This window comes from Caulobacter segnis (assembly GCF_019931575.1).
Lineage (GTDB): Bacteria > Pseudomonadota > Alphaproteobacteria > Caulobacterales > Caulobacteraceae > Caulobacter > Caulobacter segnis_C.
Map to the genome: position 1 here is coordinate 4,934,726 of NZ_CP082923.1, position 19,464 is coordinate 4,954,189.

20 protein-coding genes are annotated in these 19,464 nt (G+C 69.3%); 8 read left to right on the forward strand and 12 right to left on the reverse strand.

What is annotated here, in order from left to right:
• Positions 1-123: 123 nt before the first annotated feature.
• Complete coding sequence (locus tag K8940_RS22620; protein ID WP_223392283.1) at positions 124-921, forward strand: response regulator; 798 nt, start codon at positions 124-126, stop codon at positions 919-921.
• A 149-nt stretch (positions 922-1,070) separates the two neighbouring features.
• Here the strand turns inward: K8940_RS22620 and K8940_RS22625 are convergent, their stop codons facing one another.
• The 4 genes from K8940_RS22625 to K8940_RS22640 all read right to left on the reverse strand — a co-directional run bounded on the left by K8940_RS22625 (position 1,071) and on the right by K8940_RS22640 (position 2,778).
• Positions 1,071-1,331 (reverse strand): hypothetical protein, encoded by a 261-nt coding sequence (locus K8940_RS22625; RefSeq protein WP_223392284.1) that lies wholly within the window; start codon positions 1,329-1,331, stop codon positions 1,071-1,073.
• A 12-nt stretch (positions 1,332-1,343) separates the two neighbouring features.
• Positions 1,344-1,580 carry a hypothetical protein gene (locus K8940_RS22630; RefSeq protein WP_223392285.1) on the reverse strand — a complete coding sequence of 79 codons (237 nt, stop codon included), beginning with the start codon at positions 1,578-1,580 and terminating at the stop codon, positions 1,344-1,346.
• 284 nt (positions 1,581-1,864) lie between these two features.
• Entirely contained in the window at positions 1,865-2,326 is a 462-nt protein-coding gene (locus K8940_RS22635; RefSeq protein ID WP_223392286.1) for an OmpA family protein, read from the reverse strand.
• 107 nt (positions 2,327-2,433) lie between these two features.
• Positions 2,434-2,778, reverse strand: coding sequence for a YMGG-like glycine zipper-containing protein (locus K8940_RS22640; protein WP_223392287.1), 345 nt, complete (start codon positions 2,776-2,778; stop codon positions 2,434-2,436).
• A 136-nt stretch (positions 2,779-2,914) separates the two neighbouring features.
• Here K8940_RS22640 and K8940_RS22645 point away from each other — a divergent pair, with 136 nt between their 5' ends.
• Together K8940_RS22645 and K8940_RS22650 are read left to right on the forward strand one after the other, a co-directional pair.
• On the forward strand, positions 2,915-3,778 hold the full coding sequence (locus K8940_RS22645; RefSeq protein ID WP_223392288.1) for a diacylglycerol/lipid kinase family protein: 864 nt from the start codon (positions 2,915-2,917) through the stop codon (positions 3,776-3,778).
• Positions 3,779-3,788: 10 nt separating this feature from the next.
• Positions 3,789-4,577 carry a metallophosphoesterase family protein gene (locus K8940_RS22650; RefSeq protein WP_223392289.1) on the forward strand — a complete coding sequence of 263 codons (789 nt, stop codon included), beginning with the start codon at positions 3,789-3,791 and terminating at the stop codon, positions 4,575-4,577.
• Between the two features lie 56 nt (positions 4,578-4,633).
• Here K8940_RS22650 and K8940_RS22655 read toward each other — a convergent pair whose 3' ends face one another.
• The 4 genes from K8940_RS22655 to K8940_RS22670 form a co-directional block, all read right to left on the reverse strand.
• On the reverse strand, positions 4,634-4,813 hold the full coding sequence (locus K8940_RS22655; protein ID WP_223392290.1) for a DUF1328 domain-containing protein: 180 nt from the start codon (positions 4,811-4,813) through the stop codon (positions 4,634-4,636).
• A 96-nt stretch (positions 4,814-4,909) separates the two neighbouring features.
• Positions 4,910-5,530 carry a superoxide dismutase gene (locus K8940_RS22660; protein ID WP_223392291.1) on the reverse strand — a complete coding sequence of 207 codons (621 nt, stop codon included), beginning with the start codon at positions 5,528-5,530 and terminating at the stop codon, positions 4,910-4,912.
• Positions 5,531-5,763: 233 nt separating this feature from the next.
• Complete coding sequence (locus K8940_RS22665; protein ID WP_223392292.1) at positions 5,764-6,162, reverse strand: hypothetical protein; 399 nt, start codon at positions 6,160-6,162, stop codon at positions 5,764-5,766.
• Positions 6,159-6,500, reverse strand: a complete 342-nt coding sequence (locus tag K8940_RS22670; protein ID WP_223392293.1) for a hypothetical protein — start codon at positions 6,498-6,500, stop codon at positions 6,159-6,161. The genes K8940_RS22665 and K8940_RS22670 overlap by 4 nt, the downstream gene beginning before the upstream one ends.
• 217 nt (positions 6,501-6,717) lie before the next feature.
• Between K8940_RS22670 and K8940_RS22675 the strand changes: the two genes are divergently transcribed.
• Positions 6,718-8,556: an HWE histidine kinase domain-containing protein gene (locus tag K8940_RS22675; RefSeq protein WP_223392294.1), complete on the forward strand. Its 1,839-nt coding sequence runs from the start codon at positions 6,718-6,720 to the stop codon at positions 8,554-8,556.
• Between the two features lie 13 nt (positions 8,557-8,569).
• Here K8940_RS22675 and K8940_RS22680 read toward each other — a convergent pair whose 3' ends face one another.
• Positions 8,570-9,781 carry a CaiB/BaiF CoA transferase family protein gene (locus tag K8940_RS22680; RefSeq protein ID WP_223392295.1) on the reverse strand — a complete coding sequence of 404 codons (1,212 nt, stop codon included), beginning with the start codon at positions 9,779-9,781 and terminating at the stop codon, positions 8,570-8,572.
• Positions 9,782-9,902: 121 nt separating this feature from the next.
• Here K8940_RS22680 and K8940_RS22685 point away from each other — a divergent pair, with 121 nt between their 5' ends.
• Complete coding sequence (locus K8940_RS22685) at positions 9,903-10,535, forward strand: DUF4142 domain-containing protein (RefSeq protein ID WP_223392296.1); 633 nt, start codon at positions 9,903-9,905, stop codon at positions 10,533-10,535.
• Between the two features lie 59 nt (positions 10,536-10,594).
• Here K8940_RS22685 and K8940_RS22690 read toward each other — a convergent pair whose 3' ends face one another.
• Positions 10,595-14,185 (reverse strand): M1 family aminopeptidase, encoded by a 3,591-nt coding sequence (locus K8940_RS22690; protein ID WP_223392297.1) that lies wholly within the window; start codon positions 14,183-14,185, stop codon positions 10,595-10,597.
• A gap of 14 nt (positions 14,186-14,199) precedes the next feature.
• Entirely contained in the window at positions 14,200-15,078 is an 879-nt protein-coding gene (locus K8940_RS22695; protein ID WP_223392298.1) for an ABC transporter ATP-binding protein, read from the reverse strand.
• 214 nt (positions 15,079-15,292) lie between these two features.
• Between K8940_RS22695 and K8940_RS22700 the strand changes: the two genes are divergently transcribed.
• From K8940_RS22700 to K8940_RS22710, 3 genes are read left to right on the forward strand one after another with little or no spacing between them, the layout of a single operon-like run.
• Positions 15,293-15,973 carry a fumarylacetoacetate hydrolase family protein gene (locus tag K8940_RS22700; protein ID WP_223392299.1) on the forward strand — a complete coding sequence of 227 codons (681 nt, stop codon included), beginning with the start codon at positions 15,293-15,295 and terminating at the stop codon, positions 15,971-15,973.
• Between the two features lie 8 nt (positions 15,974-15,981).
• A complete protein-coding gene (gene maiA / locus K8940_RS22705; protein WP_223392300.1) occupies positions 15,982-16,614 on the forward strand; it encodes a maleylacetoacetate isomerase in 633 nt (210 codons plus the stop codon).
• Positions 16,615-17,274: a carbonic anhydrase gene (locus K8940_RS22710; RefSeq protein WP_223392301.1), complete on the forward strand. Its 660-nt coding sequence runs from the start codon at positions 16,615-16,617 to the stop codon at positions 17,272-17,274. It begins immediately after the preceding gene.
• A gap of 5 nt (positions 17,275-17,279) precedes the next feature.
• Here K8940_RS22710 and pbpC read toward each other — a convergent pair whose 3' ends face one another.
• Positions 17,280-19,448 carry a penicillin-binding protein 1C gene (pbpC, locus tag K8940_RS22715; protein ID WP_223392302.1) on the reverse strand — a complete coding sequence of 723 codons (2,169 nt, stop codon included), beginning with the start codon at positions 19,446-19,448 and terminating at the stop codon, positions 17,280-17,282.
• Positions 19,449-19,464 lie beyond the last annotated feature (16 nt).

Here is a 19,464-nt window from a genome sequence, read left to right on the forward strand (position 1 = left end):
GATGTCAAAATTCCGCCTTTCACGGAACCGCTCAGTTGAGGGAACGTTATCGACCTTCGACGGAACGGCGCAGCTTCGCCGTTCGTTAAGTTGGTTTCCGAAGACACCGCATCGGGAGGGGTCATGAGTCTTCTTGCTCGGCTGGCGCCGCATCTGCCTTACATTCGCCGCTACGCCCGCGCGCTGACCGGCGACCAGACGACCGGCGATCACTATGTCCGCGTGGCCCTGGAAGCGCTAGCGGCGGGCGAACGCTCGCTGGACGCCGACCTGTCGCCGCGCGTGGCGCTTTATCGCGTGTTCCACGCCATCTGGCTCAGCTCCGGCGCTCAGCTGGAAGCGCGCCGCGACGACGGGGCGACCGGCGACGACGCCGCCCAGCGTCTGCTGCGTATTGCCCCGCGTTCGCGCCAGGCGTTCCTGCTGACGGCGCTGGAGGGCTTCACGCCCACCGAGGCGGCCCAGATCCTGGACTGCGACTTCGGTGAGGTCGAAAGGCTCATCTCCGACGCCCAGGCCGAGATCGACGCCGAACTCGCCACCGACGTCCTGATCATCGAGGACGAGCCGGTCATCGCCGCCGATATCGAGGCCCTGGTCAAGGAACTGGGTCACCAGGTGATCGACATCGCCGCCACGCGCGGCGAGGCCGTCGAGGCCGTCGCTCGCCACAGCCCGGGCCTGGTTCTGGCCGACATCCAGCTGGCCGACGGCTCGTCGGGCATCGACGCGGTCAAGGACATCCTGGGCCGGATGGACGTGCCGGTGATCTTCATCACCGCCTTCCCCGAGCGCCTGCTGACCGGCGAGCGCCCGGAACCGACCTTCCTGATCACCAAGCCCTTCCAGCCGGAAACGGTGAAGGCGGCGATCGGCCAAGCACTGTTCTTCCACCCGCGCCGCACCCGCAAGGCGGCGTAGGCCTTTCTTTTCCCGAACGCGAAACGGCCTTCCGAAAGGGAGGCCGTTTTTCGTTGGGCGCGCGTCTCCAAAAGCAGCCGTAGGGTTGGCGTGAAAAAGGGCGACCTCCCTCGGAGGCCGCCCTTTCCAAGAACAAACCCTCACCAAACCTAAGGCGTCTGGCGGGCCGGCGACTGTTGGGTGTCGTAGCGCTGGGCCTCGGCGGAGGTCTTGGCGCCGTTGTTGACCTCGACCGAGGCCAGGTCGGGCGCGCGCCAGGTCCAGGCGCCAAACAGGGCGATAGCCGCAAGAACGGTCGAGGCGATCAGCACCCAGAAGACGTGCTTGCCCCAGCGGCCCTGGCGGGCCCGGGTGGCGTTCAGGCGCGGCGCGTGCTCGGGCGCGGCCTGTTGGTGAATGTCGGCGGGCATGATTTCTACCTCCTATGGAGTCCACATGCGGGCCGCGTCCGCGTGTTGGCGGTCGTTGAACGCCTGCACCATCCCGGCGGAGGCGCCGACCGCCAGGATCACGGCCAGGGCCATGATCCGCGAACGCAGCTTTTTCTGACGCTGGGTGGGCGTCGAAACGAAAACCGTACCGCCATGTTCGGCCACGTAAGTCCGGATCACGACGTTGCTCCCCTGCCCGGCGGACACCATGTCCGCCTGGAATTTCAACGCCTTGCCGCCTCCGCCGTTCCCCTGAATCGACGCGCAGGAGAAGCGGCGAAAATCACCTGCAAAAAAAATCGCGCGAAGCGGGAACCCATCGCGCGACTTCTCGTTTTCATCAATGCGAAGGCGGCGACGCCCCCCCGACTTGAGGCTGGCGAGAGCCAGCCTGCCGCCTTCGCACCCCCCTTTGTTGATGCGAACTCAGGCGGACCGGGTCACCGGCCCGCCTTTCTTCGTGGGATGGGCCGCCAAGGCGGACCGGCTTCCCGATCCGCCGCCCTTTGGGATCAGCGCGTTTCCAGGTCGAACAGGATGTCGGCCCGGCGGCGCAGCGGCGCGGTCGCGCCCGAGGCGGCCACCGCCCCGGCGTCGCCCACGGCGGCCGCGTCGATGTCGACCTTGCCGAACCCGACCTTGGCCAGGGCCGAGGTCACGGTCTCGGCGCGACGCCTGGAAAGCGCCAGGTTGGCGTCGGACGTCCCGACCGCGTCGGCCAGGCCGATCACCCGCACCGACTTTACCAGGCATCCGCGCGCCTGGGCCTGGGCGCCCGACAGCACCATCCGCGCCTCGCGGGTCAGGGCGGCGCTGTCCTGTTCGAAATAGACCGACGACTGGAAGTCGCCGCAGGTCGGCGGCGCGGCCGCCACGGGCTTGCGTAGCGTGCGCCAGGGTCCTTGCGTCTCGGCGCAGCCGGCCAGGGCCAGGACCGCGCCGCTCAAGGCGATGAACTTGGTCGTCGTCTTCATCCGAACCCTCCTCCACGTCGAACCACCCGACACAAGGTCGTCAGGCACAAGAAAGGCGACCGGCCGGGCCGATCGCCTTCGTTAGGGCGTCGTCGCCTGGCCGCCGACTAGTAGCGGGTGCTGCCGTCTTCCCAATAGTAACGACCGCTGCGGGAGTCGTAGTAGTAATAGCGGCCCGCGCGCTCGTCATAGTACTGGCGGCGATTGACGTTGGTCGCGCCGCAGCCGCCGTCCTCGCGGCAGCCCTTCACGGCGCCGACGGTGCCGCCGAGGGCCGCGCCGACCGCCGCGCCGGTGCTGGCGCTGCCGCCGCCCACATTGTTGCCGATCACGGCGCCCGCCAGCGCGCCCAAGGCGGCGCCGCCGGCGGCGTTGCGTTCCACATTGCCGGTCGAGGTGCACGCCGCGGCGAGCACACCCACGCCCATCAGGGCGATCATGGTCGTCTTCATCTTGGCTCTCCGATCCGAGCTTTCCTGTCCCCTGCCCGAGCAAACGACTCCCGAAGGCGGCGGTTCCGTTTCGAAGCGGAACCATGGCGTGCTTCGGGCCGTTGCGTCCCGCGAGTTTCGAACGGAAGGGGCGCGCGTGAAGCGCATCGACATCGTCGCCAATATCGCCTCCGGATCGGTCGGCCCGGACGCGCCCGCCATCGCCGAGCGGCTGCTGGCCGAGCACGGCGTCTCGGGCGTCGTCCACGCGCCGGCGACCGGCGAGCTCACCGATTGCCTACGCGCGGTGATCGACGGCGCGCCGGACGCCGTTCTGGTGCTGGCCGGCGACGGCACGGCGCGGGCGGCGGCCGAGATGGCCGGCCCCGACGGTCCGCTGATCGCGCCCCTGCCGGGCGGGACCATGAACATGCTGCCCCGCGCCCTCTATGGCGAACGCGACTGGCAGGCGGCGATGAAGGCGTGCCTGGAGGGCGGCGAGGCCCGGATGATCTCGGGCGGCGAGGTCGGCGGACGCCTGTTCTTCGTCGCCGCCATCCTGGGCAGCCCGGCCCTGTGGGCCACGGCCCGCGAGGCCGCGCGCGAGGGCCGGATCGACATCGCTCTGGCTCGAGCCCGGCGGGCCTTCCGCACCGCCTTCTCCGGGCGCCTGCGCTTCACCCTGGACGGCCGCCCCAAGATGAAGGCCGAGGCCCTGACCCTGATGTGCCCGCTGGTCTCGACCGCCCTGGACGCCGAGGAACGGGCCCTGGAGGCGGCGGCCCTGGACCCGTCCAGCGCCCTGGACGTCTTCCGCCTGGGCTTCAACGCCGCGCGGGGCCAGTGGCGCGAGGATCCGTCGGTGGCGGTCGGCCGCTGCCGGGTCGGCAAGGTCTGGGCGCGGGGCCGCATCCCGGCGATCTTCGACGGCGAGCCCGCGCGCCTGGATCCGGAGGCGTCGATCCGTTTCCGGCCCAAGGCGTTCCGCGCCCTGGTCCCGCCGCCCGAAACCGAGGCGTGAGGACTGCGCCGTGAAGCTGGTTCAGGTCTCGGACATCCATTTCGGGGGCGAGAACCAGGACGCGGTCGAGGCGGCCGCGGCCTGGATCGTCGAAGCCGCGCCGGATCTGGTCGTCGCCGCCGGCGACCTGACCCTGGACGGCAAGGTCCCCGAGTTCGACGCCGCGGCGGCCTGGCTGAAGCGCCTGCCCGATCCGATGATCGTCGTTCCCGGTAACCACGACACGCCCTTCGTCGGCCTCGGCGAGCTTTGGGCGCGGTTCACGCGCGGCTGGGGCCGGTTCAAGGACCGATTCGGCGACGAGGACGGCGCGGCTTGGCGCGCGCCAGGGATCACCGTGGCCTCGCTGAACAGCGCGCGCGTCGCCCAGGTCCGCTGGAACTGGTCGAAGGGCGCGGTGTCGCGCGGCCAGATCCGCCGCGTGGTCCGCGAGCTGGAGGCCGCCCCGGCCGACGACCTGAAGGTGGTGGTCTGCCACCATCCGCTGATGGAGATCCTGGGCGGGCCGATGACCGCCAGGGTGCGCGGCGGGGTCGACGCGGCCAACCGCTTCGTCCAGGCGGGGGCGGACGTCATCCTGTCGGGCCACATTCACCTGCCGTTCGTCACCGCCATCCCGTTCGGCGACGGCAAGACCCAGGCGGTCGGTTCAGGCACCCTGTCGCATCGCGAGCGCGGCGCGGCGCCGGGCTTCAACGTCATCGAGATCGAGCCCGGCTGCGTGCGGGTGGCGGCCATGGCCTACGAGCGCGGCAAGTTCGACGTCTGGCGCACCTGGGCCTTCGATCGGAGAGGCTGAAACGAAAACGGCGCGACCCGAAGGCCGCGCCGCTCGTCAGTCCGTGTCGTTCCCGCCTAGCGTGGAGCGCCGCGCCCGCCTCGGAAGGCGTTGCCGGCCAGCGACACCACGAACAGGATCAGGAAGATGAAGAACAGGATCTTGGCGATCCCGATCGACGCGCCCGCGATGCTGGTGAAGCCCAGCAGGGCGGCGATCAGGGCGATCACCAGGAAGGTCACGGCCCAGTTCAGCATGGGTCTCTCCGGGTTGGCCCGGCGGATGCCGGGGGTTGTTGTCTCACCTGGAAACAACGCACCCCGCTCGCCGGGCGTTCCGGAAATCAGCCGGCCTTAGACCGGGGCCGGATAGGCCCAGCCTTGAGCGCCCGACTTGGCCGCGGCGTACTGGCTGTCGGCCAGGGTCCAGTTCAGCACGTTGTCGAACACGGCTTCCAGGAAGCCCTTACGCAGGTTCTGGTAGTCCAGGTAGTAGGCGTGTTCCCACACGTCGGCGACCGCCAGGGCGGTCAGGCCCTGGGTGACCGGGCTCTCGGCGTCGTGGGTCGAGATGACCTTCAGGGCGCCCGAGGCGTCCGAGACCAGCCACACCCAGCCCGAGCCGAAGTGGCCGATGCCCTCGGCGACGAACTTCTCCTTCAGGGCCTCCAGGCCGCCGAAGGTGGAGTCGATCGCCGCGGCCAGATCGGCGCCCGGCGCGGTCTTGGCGGGCGAGAGGCCGTCCCAGAAGAAGGCGTGGTTCCAGGCCTGGGCGGCGTTGTTGAACACCTTGCCCGGGCCGGCGGTCTTGATGACGTTTTCCAGCGAGCCCTTGTCGTCGCCATTCAGCAGGCCGTTCAGGGCCGTGACATACGCAGCGTGGTGCTTGTCGTGGTGGAAGCGCAGCGTGTTGGCGGAGATCGTCGGTTCCAGCGCCTCATAGGCGTAGGGCAGATCCGGCAGCGTGTACGTCATGTTCACTCCATGGGAAGGCGTTCCCATGGAGAGGAAGGGAACGCGCGGAAGGCATCTAGAACGGGCGAGGCCAAAGCGTAAGCTTCTAAAGCGGCCCGGCGCGCTCAACTTTAGTTGAGAAATTCCCCTTGAAACTTGGGGTTTCCCCAAAATCTAAAGGCTGGAAAATCTGAAGACGTGAAAACGCCGCCGGACGTCGCCCGGCGGCGGTGGCGTTCAATAGGAACGCGCGATCAGCGCTGCGGTGGCTTCGGGTCCAGGAAGGCCTTGGCCACGGCGGCGGTCAGGGTCGGGTTCTTCAGGGCGAAGATCCCGGCGGCCAGGCCGATGCCGATCGACATGATCGGGCGATCGCGGACGATCTCGATGATCCGTCCGGTCATGTCGAAGCCGCCGGGGGGCGGAGCGGCCTGACGGTCGCGATGACCCTCGACCTTGCGGGCGGCGATCATGCCGGCCACGGCGACGATCAGGGCCGCGACGGCGGCGACGATCGCGGCCGCGCCCGCCGGCGTGACCAGCGGGACCAGCACCGCGTACAGGGCGAAGGCGGCGGACACGACGCCGACGGCGGCGGCGGCGGCGATCGCCGCGGCCGCGGCCAGCGTCATCAGGGTCTTTTCGAAGATCACCGCTTGCTGCTGCGGCCGCCGGCGATCAGGAGACCGATCAGCACGCCCACGCCCAGGCCGGCCAGGGTGGCGGTGATCGGACGCTCGCGGACGCGCTCGGAGACGTAGCGCTGGGCGTCTTCCAGCTGCTGACCGGCGGTGTCGGTATAGGCGCGGCTCTGGGCGCGCAGGGTCTCGAAGCCCTCGGTCACCGACTTCTCGACGCGCTTGGCGGCCTCGGTCAGCTGGACGCGCGCGGCGTCGGCGGCCTGCGCGAAGCTGCGTTCCGCGTGCTCGACGGCTTCCAGGGCGGCGCCCTTGGCCTTGTCGGCTTCCTTGGCGGCGGGATTGGCGGGCATGGTCATCTCCTGTTCGCGACGCGACCGACTTGAAACGAGGAAGTCTTGGGCGCGGAAGCTGCGCCCCGTCAACGCCGAGCTTAGCGTTGCGGTTCCAAGATACTCAAGGTCGACAAGCTTCACCACCGGGGATTCCCCTGAGGCCCCTCCACAGGCGATCCTTCCTATGATTTCAAAGGCGCTCGCGCCAAACGCGAAGCGGGTCTAAGGTCGAATCATGGAGGACGCCCCCATCGTCAGCGACGATCGCCAGGAAACCGCCCGTCTCAACGCCTTGCGGGCCTTGGACATCCTGAACGGCGCCCCGAACGAGCCGCAATTCCTGCGCTTCGCCCGCCTCGCGGCCAAGCTGTTCGACGCGCCCAAGGCGGCGCTGGTCCTGGTCGACACGGACCGGATCTGGCGCAAGGCCTATCTCGGCTATCCGGGGCCCGAGGCCCCTCGCGAAGGCGACCTGGCCGCCCGGGTGGTCGCCGCCAACGCGCCCATCGGCCTGGCGGTCCCGATCCGCGACGCCCAGGGCCACGCGCTGGGCGCGCTGGTCGTCGAGGGCCCCGGCCTCGGCGGGCCGGCCTCCGACGAGGACGTGCAGGCGCTGGAAGACCTGGCCGATCTGGCCGCCATGAGCCTGGCGGCCAAGCCCTGCGCGGCGCGCAATCTGGAAAGCGAGCGCCTGGACCTGGCCATCTCGGCCGCCAGCCTTGGCGAGTTCGAATGGGACGTCAAACGCGACGTCTTCAAGATCAGCCCGCGCCTGTCCAAGATTTCAGACATTCCGGCGGGCGAGATTCCCGGCGAGGACGGCCAGGCCCTGTACCGCTACCTGCATCCCGACGACCAGGCCTGGCTGAAGGAGTCGGTCGACCAGCAGCTGGCGGAAACCGACCGCTACGAGGCCGAGTACCGTCGCCCCAACGGTCCCGACGGCCGCGAGATCTGGAACCACGGCTCGGGCGTGATCGTGCGCGACGCGGACGGCGAGCCGGCCTATCTGATCGGCGTCGTCCAGGACATCACCGAACGCCGCGCCGAGGAGGAGCAGCGCGAGAACCTGGTCGCCGAGCTGGACCACCGCATCAAGAACCTGCTGGCCGTGGTCCAGTCGGTGGCGGCCCAGTCGGCGCGCAAATCGGCCTCGCTGGACGTGTTCCTGAAGACCTTCGCCGGCCGGCTGAAGTCGATGAGTTCGGCCCACGACCTGCTGAGCGCCGCACGCTGGCGGGGCGCGACCCTGGCGCGGATCGCCGCCGCCGAACTGGGCGGGCTGGCCCCCACCCAGACCCGCTGGGACGGACCGGAGCTGTTCCTGACGCCGCGCGCGGCGGCGGCCCTGTCGCTGGCCCTGCACGAACTGGCCGTCAACGCCATGCGCTACGGCTCGCTCTCCAGCGAGAACGGCAAGGTCGAGGTGGTCTGGCGGCGCACGCCCGAGGGCGGCTTCGCCCTCGAGTGGCTGGAGACCGGCGGACCGCCGGCGACCCCGCCCAAGACCAAGGGCTTCGGCGCCACCCTGATCGAGGACGTCGCCGGCCGCGAGCTGGGCGGCTCGGCCCGGATCAACTACAGGCCCAGCGGCGTCACCGCCATGATCCAGGGCGCGGCCGAGGCCCTGGCCGACGCGCCGCCGATCGAGGTGGAAAGCGCCGCCCCCGAACGCATCGTCGAGACCGTCGTCGCCGCCGACGAGAACGTCCGCCCCGGCGCGATCGCGGGCCTGAAGGTGCTGATCGTCGAGGACTCCCTGCTGCTGGCCCTGGAGCTGGAGGCGGGCCTGGAGGACGCCGGCGTCGAGGTGGTCGGCTGCGCCGCCGAGCTCAGCGAGGCCCTGTCGATGGTCGAGCTGGACTTCGACGTGGCGGTGCTGGACGCCGACCTCAACGGCCAGTCGGTGGCCCCGGTCGCCGAGATTTTGCGCACCATCGGCCGCCCGTTCGTGTTCGCCACCGGCTACGCCGACAAGGCCGCCCCGATGGGCTTCGACGCGCCGATCGTGCGCAAGCCCTACAACGTCCACCAGATCGCGCGGGCGGTGGCGGGGGTGACGGGCAGGGCCTAGGCGAAACGCCCCCTCAGCCCACCACGCCCTTCTCGCGCAGCTTAGCCACCGCCTCCGCGCTCATCCCCGCCACCTGCGTCAGCACCGCGTCCGTGTGCTCGCCCAGGGTCGGCCCCGGCCAGCGCACGCCGCCGGGCGTGTCGGTCAGTTTCGGGAAGGCGTTCTGCATCTTGATCTCGCCGAACACCGGATGGGCCACGGTCACGATCGACTCCCGCGCGACGAACTGCGGGTCCTTCAGCATGTCGGGCGCGCGGTAGATGCGGCCGGTGGCCAGGCCCGCGGCCTCGAGCTTCGGCAGCAGGTCGTCGATGTCCTGGTCGGCGGTCCAGGCGGCGATGCGGGCGTCCAGCTCGTGCTGGTGGACGCCGCGCGCGGCGTGGTCGCGATAGCGGACGTCCTCGGCCAGGTCGGGCCGTCCCATCAGGTCGCACAGCCGCTTGAACAGGGTGTCCTGGTTGGCGCCGATCAGCACCAGCTCGCCGCTCTTGGTCGGATAGACGTTCGACGGCGCGATGCCGGGCAAGACCGCCCCCGAGCGCTCGCGGACATAGCCGGTCAGGTCGTACTCGGTGATCAGGTTCTCCATCACCGTCAGCACGCTCTCGTAGATGGCCGCGTCGACCACCTGGCCCTTGCCCGTGCGCTGGCGGGCGTGCAGGGCCATCATCACGCCCAGGGCCGCGTTCAGGCCCGACAGGCTGTCGCCGATCGAGATCCCGGCCCGAGCCGGGTTGCGGTCGGGCTCGCCCGTGATGTGGCGCAGGCCGCCCATGGCTTCGCCGACCAGGGCGTAGCCGGCGCGCTTCGAATAGGGACCCGTCTGTCCGAACCCGGACACCCGCGCCATGACCAGGCCGGGGTTGGTCCTTGCCAGGTCCTCGTAACCCATGCCCCACTTCTCGAGCGTGCCGGGGCGAAAGTTCTCGACCACCACGTCGGCCTTGGCGATCAGGGCGCGGGCGATGTCGCGGCCTTCCTCGGTGCGCAGGTCGACCGTGACGGACTTCTTGTTGCGGCCGATCACGGGCCACCAGGGCGACAGGCCCTTGGGCTTGGAGCGCCCCCATTGGCGCATGGGGTCACCAACCTTGGGATCCTCCAGCTTGATGACCTCGGCCCCGAAGTCGCCCAGCACCTGGCCGCAGAAGGGTCCGGCGATCAGCGAGCCCATCTCGATCACGCGCAGTCCCGAGAGCGGGCCTTGGGCTCCATTGGCGGCCATTGGTTTATCCCCCTGGGCGCGGAACCGTTCACGGCCCCGTGATGTTTTGTTGAGCACGACGGCGAACCGCGGCGCCGCCTTCATCCCTCTCTAGAAAAAGAACCCAGGGAAAGACAGAGCCATGACCCGTCACTTTATGATCGCCGGCGCCGCCGTGGCGGCGCTGAGCCTCGCCGCGTGCGGCCAGAAGACCGATGAAACCAAGGGCGCCGCCACCCCGGCCGAGCAGGCCGCGACGCCGGACGCCAACCCCGCCGCCACCGTCCCAACCCCGTCGGACGAGACCAAGGCCGACGTGTTCGTCGCCAAGGCCGCCGCCAGCGACCTGTTCGAGATCGAAGCCGCCAAGCTGGCCGCCAAGCGCTCGACCAACCCGTCGGTCAAGAAGTTCGCCGCCGCCATGGAAAAGGCCCACACGGCCACCACCGCGGACCTGAAGTCGGCCATCGCCGCCTCGGGCGCCGCGATCACGCCGCCGACGATGCTGCCCGCCGACCTGCAGGAAGACCTGGACGACCTGAACAAGGCCGACGCCAAGGACTTCGACAAGAAGTACGCCGACAGCCAGGTCGACGCCCACCAGGCGGCCCTGAACCTGCTGCAGCGCTACGCCCAGGACGGCGACACCCCGGCCATCAAGGCCTTCGCCGCCGCCACGGCCCCGAAGGTTCAGGAGCACCTGAACATGGCCGAGGGCCTGAAGAAGGGCTTCGACACCGGCGAGGACGTCGCCAAGGACAACGCCAAGCACTAAGGCCCGGCGCCATCCCGACAGATGACCCGCCGCCCTCCCGGGCGGCGGGTTTTTCGCGTCTACTGTCCGACCTTGGCCGTGTTGTCGTCCCCGTTGCGGTCGATCACCGTGTTGTACGGGTCGATCCCCGCGAAGGTCGGCGCCTTGGCCACCGTGAAGGTGAAGGTCTGCACGCCCGAGCGGACCGAACGGCGCTCGTAGGCGACGACGTGCTTGGCGTCGAAGCCCTTATCGCCGGGCTTGGCCGTGAACAGGCCGATCTCCATGGCCTCGTTCAGCGGCGCGGACGTCTCCTTGCCCTTGCCGTCGGCGTACTTCTTCTGGGCGTCGACCGTGACCGTCACGTCGAACCGGCCGTCGGCCCGCTTCTTCACCGAGGCGCTCTTGGTCTTCAGGTCGTAGAGCGTGATCTTCTCGAACAGGTCGGTGATCAGGGCCTGCTTGTCCGCCGGCGCCTCGGCGCGCAGCAGGGTCAGGAAGTCGGTGGTGATCGGATAGGGCGCGCCCTTGAAGGCGTACTGAGCGATCAGCTTGCGCAGGGCGCGGTTGACCGTCTCCTCGCCCAGCTCGCTTTGCAGCCGGTACATGACCAGTGAGCCCTTGCGGTAATAGACGTAGGGCTGGCTCTCGACCTTGTAGAGCGGCTGCTCGTCGATGACGTCGCCGCCGCGCGCGCGCAGATAGCTGTCCAGCTCGAACTTCAGGAACTTGCGGATCTGGTCCTCGCCATAGGTGTGCTTCATCACCATCAGGGCCGAGTACTGGGCGAAGGTCTCCGACAGCATCGCCCCGCCCTGCTGGTCAGCGCCGATCACCTGGTGGGCCCACCACTGGTGGCCGATCTCGTGCGCGCCGACATAGGTGACCATGTCGATCTTGGTCGGGTCGCGGTAGTCGGAGATGAAGAACATCCCTTCAGACCACGGGATGGTGTTGGCGAACGACTGGGCGAACTGCTCGTAGTCGGGGAACTCCTGGAACCGCAGCTGGCGGAACTGGTAGGGGCTGAAATTGGCGTTCATGTAGTCCAGCGACCGCTTCATCGACGTCTTCATGCGGTCGATGTTCCAGGTGTGCTGGGCGTCGTAATAGACCGCCAGCTCCACGCCCTTGTAGCTCTCCTTGGCGACCTGGTAGCGGGCCGACTGGATCGAGACGAACGGCATGATCGGCGCCTCGGTGACGAAGCGGGCGACGCGGCGATCGCCCTTCACCGTCTCCGAAACCTTGTAGCCCGGCGCGATCGGCGTCTGGTCGGCGTCGGTGGTGACGGTGATGTCCGAGGTGACGAAGTCGGCGTCCTTGCGCAGGCCGTTGAACTGGCGAGACGGCGCGTCGCCCAGCTTGGCCATGCGGCGCTCGGGCGGCAGGCCGTACTTGCGGCGCTTGGCGCGGTCCTGCAGCAGGCCGTCGCGCGACATGCCCAGGATCGGCGCGATCTCCATGTTGTTGATGAAGGTCCCGTTGTCGACGACCCGATGCTCCTGGTCGCTGTTGGGGAAGCCCAGCTGGCCGCGGTCGGTGATGAAGCTCATCTTGCGCTGCTCGCCCGGCGCCATCGGCGTGTCGAAGGCGAAGATGCGGTAGTTGAACTTCTCGAAGGTCTTCTTCGGGCGCGCGCCCTCGATCGACAGGCCCTTGACCTTGAGGTCGCGGTCGAAGCGGACGTGGATCTCCTTCAGCGCCGCGCCGGTGCGGTTCTCGATGACGTACGAGCCCTTGGTCTCGACGCTCGGGGCGTGGGGCTTGAGATCGACGTCCAGGGTCATGGACACGATCTTGGGCTGGGGCGTGTTCTCGAACGGCAGCAGGGTCTTCTCGTAATCGGCCTGCCACTTCTCGTTGTCGATCTTGGTCCGGTAGACGTTCCAGACATTGGTGTTCAGGTAGATGAAGCCGCCCAGGGCCACGAAGGCGACCAGGGACACGCCGGCCAGGACTCCGGCCCCGCCGTTCAGGCGCGAGGGCAGGCGACGCAGGCGCGGCAGCAGGCGGCTCTCGGTCCCGCGCCGCCACAGGCCGTAGGCCAGCACCAGCAGCAGCAGGGCGCAGGCCGTCCAGTAGGCGCGCAGCCACCAGGCGCCGATCCAGAACTTGCCCAGGCCGTTCATATCCGAGAATGGCGTGTCGGTGACCGAGCCGTAGTTGTAGAGCTTGTGCTCGAAGCCCAGGTTCACGAAGGTCAGGGTGGTGACGATGTAGATCACCATCAGGCCCCAGCCGATGAACTTGTGCGGGCTGATCGCCTGCAGGAACACCGCCAGCACCGCCAGCAGGATCCAGTCGACGGCCTGGGGCAGCACGTACCAGAGCAGGTACTTGTCGAGCTCGAAGTTGAAGTAGCCGTGGAAGGCCTGGCTCAGGATCGCGGCGAGCACGCTGACCAGCAGGGTCGAGACCAGAACCAGGCTGATGGCCAGGGTCTTGGGCGCCACGAAGGCCCAGTCGGGCACGGGGGTGGCGTCGATGATCTCGTGGGTCTTCTTCTCGCGCTCGCGCCAGACCAACTCGCCCGAATAGTAGATGGCGATGATCATCGGGATCAGGCCGAACGAGCCCAGCAGCGGCTGCAGCAGCACGCGGGTGACCGGATAGACCACGCCGCCGTAGCGCCCGGCCTCGGTGGCGAACCACAGCGCGCCCATGGCGTTGGCCAGGCCCAGGGCCAGCAGCACGAAATAGGCCGGACTCTTGAACACCTGGCCCATGTCGAGGCGGGTGCGGACGACCAGCTGGGCCCAGGCGGTCTTGCGGTCGAACACCGGCTGGGGCAGCGGACCGGTCAGGGCGGCGGGGGCGGCCTCTTCCCGCGCCTTGGCCTTGCCGGTCTTGACCTTGCGCTGCCCCGAGAGGTCGGCGGACTGGAAGCGGAACAGGCCGTAGGCAAGGGCCAGGAAGCCGGCCGACAGGATCAGCACGAAGGCCCGGTTGAACAGCAGGGCGCCGACCAGCGGCGGGGTCAGGCTGTTGCGCTCGCTGGCGGTCCAGTACTTGGTGACCAGGCCGTAGGCCGAGGTGCCCAGCGGCTCCCCGTAGGCGGCGATCTTCTCGTATTCGGGCCGGTCCAGCGCGATGTTGGCGACGATCCACAACACCATGAAGGCGATGACGCCGACATAGGTCCACATCATCGAGCGGGTGATAGTGGCCAGGGCGAAGAACAGCGCCGAGGTCAGCAGGATCGAGGGCAGGGCCAGGGCGAAGTACGAGAAGAGATAGGCGTGGAGCTCATTGGCCCCGAGGCGCTCGGGATCGATCCACGGCATGAAGGAGCCGATCCAGATCGCCAGCGGCACGACCAGGAACGAGATCGCCGCCGCCAGGAAGGCCCCGGTGAAGCGGCCGTACAGATAGTCGAACTTGCGCACCCGGGTGGAGCGCAGGATCGGCCCGAAGCCCGTCTCGTCGTCGCGCACCACCACATTGGCCACGAAGGCCGTGGTCACGAACATGTAGAAGATCGACAGGATCAGATGGGTCTGGGCGATCGCGAACGGGGCGTTCTTGTGGATGTTGCCGCCGCCGCCGATGCGGATCTGGTCGATCGTCGCCGCCCCGAAGGTCAGCAGGAAGAAGATGGTCGCCACCACCCAGAAGACGGGCGACTTCAGCTGGTAGCGGAGCTCGAAGCCCGCGATCTTGCGAAACATCGCGCCGCTCCCCGTCAGGCCGCCCGCCGGGTGGTCGAGAGGGTGGAGAAGTAGACGTCCTCCAACCCGCCCTCGACCGGCGTGAAGCCCTCACCGGGATTGTCGTCGGACTCGATGTGGATGACCGTCCGACCCGCCAGCAGGCGCGTGGAGATCACCTTGTAGCGGGCCTTGGCCGCCTCGAGCTCGCTCTTATCGATGATCTTCTTCCAGATCCGGCCCTTCAGCCTGGCCACCAGGTCGGTCGGGGCGCCCTCGCTGACGATGCGGCCGTCGCAGATGATGGCCATGGCCGGACACAGGTCCGAGACGTCCTCGACGATGTGGGTCGACAGGATCACCACCACGTTCTCGCCGATCTCGGCCAGGAGATTCAGGAAGCGGTTGCGCTCCTCGGGGTCTAGGCCCGCCGTGGGCTCGTCGACGATGATCAGGCGCGGATCGCCGATCAGGGCCTGGGCGATGCCGAAGCGCTGGCGCATGCCGCCCGAGAAACCGGCGATGGCCTTCTTGCGCACGGACCACAGGTTCACCTGGTTCAGCAGGTGCTCGACCGTCTCCTTGCGCGCCTTGGCGCTGGAGATCCCCTTCAGCACCGCCATGTGGTCCAGCATGTCGTAGGCCGAAACCCGCGGATAGACGCCGAAGTCCTGCGGCAGGTAGCCCAGGGTCTTGCGCAGCTCTTCCGGGTTCTTGAGGACGTCGATGTCGCCGAACCGTATGTGGCCCGAGGTCGGGGCCTGCAGGGTGGCGATGGTCCGCATCAGGGTGGACTTGCCGGCCCCGTTCGGACCCAGCAGCCCGTACATGCCGCGCGGTATCGTCAGGCTGACCTCGTCCAGGGCGCGTGTCCCGTTGCCATAGACGTGGGTCAGATTTTCGATGATCAGCATGCGCGTCCCAAAGCCCCCGATTGAACTCGCCCTATCCCCGCCGCCGACATGACTCGATGGCGCGGACCCCGGCAAGTGAAAGAACGTTTAGGCCGCGCCATCAACCGTAGGATTTCTGAACGGCGACCACTTTGCGTCTTCCTGACGGTTGACCATGCGGCAGACCGCTCGGCGGGGGTTTTGGCGCGCGGATTTTGGGTCTACAGGAGGCGCCATGACGACCTACGCCTTTCCCCCGCACGCCATCCCGACGGTCCCGGTGGAGGGATCCCACACGGTCTTCCCGGTGCGCCGCATCCTGTGCGTCGGCCGCAACTACGCCGCCCACGCGCGCGAGATGGGCGCCGACACCCGCGATCCGCCGTTCTTCTTTTCCAAGCCCGCCGACGCGATCGTCCCGCTGGCCGGCGAGGTCCCCTATCCGCCCGCGACCAGCGATCTGCACCATGAGATCGAACTGGTGGTGGCGCTCAAGAGCGGCGGCGCGAACCTGACGCCCGAGCAGGCCCTGGCGGCCGTGTTCGGCTACGCCGTCGGCGTCGACCTGACCCGCCGCGACCTGCAAGGGCAGGCCAAGGCCAAGGGCCAGCCGTGGGAAGCCGGCAAGGCCTTCGACGCCAGCGCCCCGATCACCGCCATCCGGGTCATGGGCGAACCCGCGCCCGAGGCCGCCGTCACCCTGTCGGTCAACGGCGCCGAGCGCCAGCGCGGCCAGGTGGGCGACATGATCTGGAACATCGGCGAGGTCATCGCCAAGGCCAGCGCGCTGTGGACCCTGGCCGCCGGCGACCTGATCTTCACCGGCACCCCCGAGGGCATCGGCGCCATCGTCCGCGGCGACAAGGTCGTGGGCGAGGTCGAAGGCGTCGGACGTCTTGAGTTCACCCTGGTCTGAGGGCTGGAATGAAGCTCGCTCTCTACAGCGCCAAGCGCGCCAGCGCGCCCTATCGGGTGCGCATCGGCCTGAACCTGAAGGGGCTGGCCTATGAGCTGCGTCCGGTGGACCTGGTCGCAAACGCCCATCACGCCGACGACTACCGCGCGCTGAACGGCCAAGCTCTAGTCCCGACCCTGGAGGTCGACGGCCGGCCTCTGACCCAGAGCCTGGCCATCCTGGAGTGGCTGGACGAGGTCGTCCCCGAGCCGCGCCTGCTGCCGACCGCCCCGTTCGAGCGGGCCATCGTGCGCGGCATGGCCGAGATCATCGCCTGCGACATCCATCCGCTGAACAATCTGCGGGTCCTGCGCCAGCTGACGGCGCTGGAGATCGGCGAGACCGACCGCAACGCCTGGGCCGCCCGCTGGATCAGCGACGGCTTCCGGGCGCTGGAGCCGATGGTGGCCAAGCATTCGGGCGGCTTCGCGTTCGGCGACGCCCCCGGCCTGGTCGACTGCCTGCTGGTGCCGCAGGTGTTCAACGCCGGCCGCTTCAATGTCGACCTGTCCCCGTTTCCGTCGATCGCCGCCGCCGCCGCCCGCGCGGCCAAGCACCCGGCGATCGCCGCCGCCCATCCCGACCATCATCCGGAGCGCTAGATGCTTGAGGACCTGAAAGCCAACAACCGCGCCTGGTCGAAGAGCAAGACCCAGATCGACCCGGAGTTCTTCAAGCGCCTGGAAGGCCAGCAGAGCCCGGAATACCTCTGGATCGGCTGCAGCGACAGCCGCGTGCCGGCCAACGAGATCGTCGGCCTGGATCCGGGTGAGCTGTTCGTCCACCGCAATGTGGCCAACCTCGCCCCGCCGCAGGACGCCAACTACCTGTCGGTGCTCCAGTTCGCCGTCGACGTGCTGAAGGTGAAGCACGTGATGGTCGTCGGCCACTATGGCTGCGGCGGCGTGGCGGCGGCCATCGACGGCCAGCGCCGGGGCCTCGTCGACCACTGGCTGCACCCGATCCGCGAGGTCCACGCCGAGCACAAGCACGAGCTGGAGCAGATCCCGGAAAAGCGCGAGATGCTGGACCGCCTGACCGAGCTGAATGTCGCCCGCCAGGTCCGCAACGTCGCCGCCGACGTCTTCGTCCAGGATGCCTGGGCGCGCGGCCAATCGCTGTCGGTGCACGGCTGGGTCTATTCGCTGCACGATGGCCTAGTGAACGACCTGAACATCGGCATCAGCAGCCGCGAGGACTACGAGCGGGTGGTCGCCGAGACGGTGGTCCAGGACCGTCCGTTCTGGAAGCGCGACGAGTAGACCGGCTAGCCCTTGATCCGCACCCTGGCGGTCGCGCGACGTCCCTGGGCGTCCACCACCGCCAGCTTGTAGAATCCCGGCGCGGCCGGCTTCCAGATCGCGCGGCCGCTGACCGGATCCGGGTCCAGCGGCCGCCCCTCGACATACCAAGTCAGGCCCTCGCCCTCGGCGGCGAGCACCAGGCCGCGCGCCTCGGCCCCCAGGGCGTCGACCTGCACCGACGCGCCGTCGGGCGGGAAGATCAGGCGCGGACCGGCGTCGGCCGCCTGCAGCTTCTGTAGCGCCAGGGGCGCGGCCTTCGGCGCGATCGGACGGGGGGCCGAACTGGGCGTCCCGATGGCGTCGGCGACGTCGAACAACAACGGCAGGGCCGCGTCGCGGCCGGTCAGCCCGCCGCGCGCGCCGCCATCGGCCCGCCCCGTCCAGACCAGGATCGCATAGCCGCCGACCACCCCCGCCGCCACGGCGTCGCGGAAGCCGTACGAAGTGCCGGTCTTGAAGGCCATCGACGGCCCGCCGCGCGTCAGGGCCGACGGCGCGCGGCCACGCGGGGCCGGGGCTTCGCGCAGGATGTCCAGCACCTGCCGGGCCGCCTCGGGACGGACCAGGCGCGTCCCGCCCGAACGCTCGCGGACCTTGGCCTCGTCCTCGGTCCAAGCCAGCGGCTTGGCGATCCCGTCGTCGCCCAGGGCGGCGTACAGCATGACAAGGTCGCGCCAGGTGATCCCCTCGCCACCCAGCGCCAGGGCCAGACCGGCCGCCTTCAGCTGCGCCTTGGGGCGGGCCAGGTGCGCGCCGGCGGCCTCGATGCGGCCGGCGAAGGCTTCGGGACCCAGCTTTTCCAGGGTGGCGACGGCCGGAACGTTCAGCGAGTGAGCCAGGGCCTCGCGCACCGTGACCTTGTCGTGGAACGCCCGGTCGAAGTTCTCGGGCTGGTAGTCGGCGAAGCGGGTGGCGCTGTCGGCCAGCTGGGTGTCGGCGGCGACCAAGCCGTCGTCCATGGCCATGGCGTAGATGAACGGCTTCAGGGCCGAGCCGGGGGAGCGCAAGGCGCGGGTCATGTCGACCCAGCCCCCGGCCCGGTCACGGCCGGCCGAACCGATGGCGGCGCGAACGGCGCGGCCCTTGATCTCGACCACCAGGACGGCGGCTGTAGCGTCGGGCCCCTGGGCGGCCGCCACGGCGGCGGCCATCGGCTCCAGCCGCGTCTGCAGGTCGGCGTCGATCGTCGAGACGACGCTGGCCTGGCTGGCGGGCGCGGCGCGGGCCAGCTCGCCGGCCGCGTGCCAGGCCAGGGCCGGGAACGGCGCGCGGCGCGGCAGGGGCTCATTCTCGGCCTCGTAGGCGGCGGCCTGGCTGATGGCGCGGGCGCGGACCAGCTTGTCCAGCACCGCCCGCCGGGCGGCCTTGGCGGCGTCGGGCCGGCGGTCGGGACGCCGCGCCTCGGGCGACTGCGGCAAGGCGATCAGCAGGGCCTGCTCGCCGTCGGTCAGGCTGGAGGGCTCGTGGCCGAAATAGGAAAGGCTGGCCGCCCGCGCCCCCTCCAGGTTGCCGCCATAGGGAGCCAGGGTCAGGTAAAGGGCAAGGATCTCGCGCTTGGACAGGCGCGACTCCAGCTGCACGGCGCGGACCATCTCGATCAGCTTGGCGCCCAGATTGCGCGGCCGCGGCTCCAGCAGCCGGGCCGTCTGCATGGTCAGGGTCGAGGCCCCGGACGTCACCCGGCCATGGACCAGCGCCGAGCCGACGGCGCGGGCCAGCGACAGGGGGTCGACGCCCAGGTGCCAGAAGAACCGGGCGTCCTCGACCTTGATCAGGCGTTTCTGGAAGGTGGGATCGGTGCGCCGCAGATCGGCCCGGATCCGCCAGCGGCCGTCTTCCACCGGCAGGGCGCGCAGCCAGGCGCCGCGCCGATCCAGGGTGACGGGCGAGGACTGGCGGGCGCGGGTCATGTCCGGCGGGAAGGCGGCGCTCAGCGCGAACAGCGCGACCTCGACGGCGAGCAGGCCGATGAGCACCTTGGTCAGGCGGGGGACGCAACGCGCTTCATCCCCCCACAAACTAAACCGTGTCATCCCGGCCGCAGCGAAGCGGAGAGCCGGGACCCAGGGGTGGCCGCACGGCGCTTGGCTCCTGGGTGCCGGATCGGCCCTGCGGGTCGTCCGGGATGACACGGCATTTCAGATCCCA